This is a genomic window from Actinotalea sp. (assembly GCF_041597215.1).
Taxonomy (GTDB): Bacteria; Actinomycetota; Actinomycetes; order Actinomycetales; family Cellulomonadaceae; genus Actinotalea.
The window spans coordinates 1-1,969 of sequence record NZ_JBFHHB010000353.1 but is presented as its reverse complement, the minus strand read 5'-3'; the positions used below and the strand labels follow the sequence as shown (position 1 = coordinate 1,969).

Genomic DNA, 1,969 nt, shown 5'->3' with positions numbered 1-1,969 from the left:
GGGCTCTCGACCGACTCCGGGATCCCCGACTACCGGGGCCCGGACTCCCCGCCGCGCACCCCCATGACGTACCAGCAGTTCGTCTCCGACTCCGCGTTCCGGCGCACCTACTGGGCCCGCAACCACGTCGGCTGGCGGCACGTGCACCGCACCGCACCGAACGCCGGGCACGAGGCGCTCGCCCGGATGGAGGAGCGCGGACTGCTCACCGGTGTCATCACGCAGAACGTCGATCGGCTGCACCGCCGAGCGGGCAGCCGCCAGGTCGTCGACCTGCACGGGACCTACGCGGACATCGTGTGCCTCGCCTGCGGGGCCAGGTCCACGCGCGACGCCCTCGCGCTGCGACTGGAGGAGCTCAACCCCGGCGTCGCAGAGGCCGCCGGAACCGTGGCCGACGTCGAGATCGCACCGGACGCCGATGCCGTGATCGCCTCGACCGAGGGCTTCGTCGTCGCCGACTGCGAGCGCTGCGGAGGGATGCTCAAGCCGGACATCGTCTACTTCGGCGAGAGCGTCCCCAAGGACCGGGTGGCACGGGCCTTCGCACTGGTCGACGAGGCCGATGCGCTGCTCGTCGCCGGGACCTCGCTGACGGTCATGTCGGGCCTGCGCTTCGTCAAGCACGCCGCCAGGACCGACCGGCCGGTGGTCCTGGTCAACCGGGGCGCGACCCGGGGCGACGACCTCGCGACGGTGCGGATCGACGCCGGGACCACGCCGACCCTGCTCGCTCTGGACGCTGCGCTGGGCCGCTGAGCCCTGAGCCCTCAGCCCTCAGCCCTCAGCCCTCAGCCCTCAGCCCTCAGCCCTCAGCGGGATGCTCCGCGTCGTAGAACTCGCAGAACGCCGCGTAGGCGCGCGGGGCGTACACGCTCGCCGGCCCGCCGCCCATGAGGAAGGTCACCGCGAGCGCGTCCGCGCACTCCTGCTTGGTCGCGCCCGCGCGGACGGCGGCCCGGGTGTGGGAGGCCACGCACCCGTCGCACTCGTCGATCACGGAGATGGCGACGGCGATGAGCTCCTTCATCCGGGTGTCCAGCGCCTGCCCGGGGGCGAAGGAGGCGTGGTGCAGCTCGCGGAACCCGGCGTAGACGTCGGGGATCGCCTGGCGCAGGTTGCGGGTCAGGGGGTTCAGCTCGTCGAGGACGGCCTTGCCGTGCACATGTTCGCTCATGCACCCACAATACCCCCGGGGGTATCTGTCACACAGGCCGATGGTCCCCGCCGACTCGCCTGCGCCGACGCTCCTGCGCCGACTCGCCTGAACCGACTCGCCTGAGCCGGCGACGTGCGCCGCCTCAGCCCTCCCGGTGCTCGGCGAAGAACTCGCGGATCAGCGCCCCGCACTCCTCCTCGAGCACTCCGCCGACCACCTCGACCCGATGGTTGAGCCGGCGGTCACGGACCAGGTCGTGCACGGACCCGGTCGCCCCGGCCTTCGGGTCCCAGGCCCCGAGCACGAGCCGCGGCACCCGGGCGAGCACGATCGCCCCGGCGCACATCGCGCAGGGCTCCAGGGTCACTACGAGCGTGCACCCCTCCAGCCGCCAGGTGCCGAGCCGTGCGGCCGCCTCCCGCAACGCCAGGACCTCGGCATGCGCCGTCGGGTCGCCGGTCTCCTCGCGACGGTTGTGCCCTCGCCCGACGATGCGTCCGTCGGCGTCGATCACGAGGGCCCCGATGGGGACGTCCCCGCTGGACACGGCGAGCCGCGCCTCGTCGATCGCCGTCCGCATGACCTCGTCCCACCGCACCCGCCCACTCTCCCAGACCCCACCCCCGCGCCCCGCCGAGCCGCGCGGCCGAGCCGCGTAGCCGAGCCGCGCAGCTAAGCCGCGCAGCCGAAGCGTGAAGGCCTGGCGTCGCCCGGCGGGGCAAAGCCTTCACACTCCCGCCCGACCGCCGCCACCCCACCCCCGTGCCCCGCCGAACCGCGACGCCGAGCCGCGCAGCCGAGCCGCGCAGC

Annotated in this window: 3 protein-coding genes; 1 reads left to right on the top strand and 2 read right to left on the bottom strand. The window is 73.7% G+C overall.

All coding sequences use genetic code 11. The features are described 5' to 3' along the window. Positions 1-759, top strand: a 759-nt coding sequence (locus ABWK99_RS15935) for a Sir2 family NAD-dependent protein deacetylase (protein ID WP_372595661.1), incomplete at its 5' end; no start/stop codon positions are given. 46 nt (positions 760-805) lie between these two features. On the opposite strand, the gene ABWK99_RS15930 is transcribed toward ABWK99_RS15935, so the two are convergent. Together ABWK99_RS15930 and tadA are read right to left on the bottom strand one after the other, a co-directional pair. Continuing rightward, on the bottom strand, positions 806-1,177 hold the full coding sequence (locus tag ABWK99_RS15930) for a carboxymuconolactone decarboxylase family protein (RefSeq protein WP_372595660.1): 372 nt from the start codon (positions 1,175-1,177) through the stop codon (positions 806-808). Between the two features lie 124 nt (positions 1,178-1,301). Then, complete coding sequence (gene tadA / locus ABWK99_RS15925) at positions 1,302-1,739, bottom strand: tRNA adenosine(34) deaminase TadA (RefSeq protein ID WP_372595662.1); 438 nt, start codon at positions 1,737-1,739, stop codon at positions 1,302-1,304. Positions 1,740-1,969: the final 230 nt, after the last annotated feature.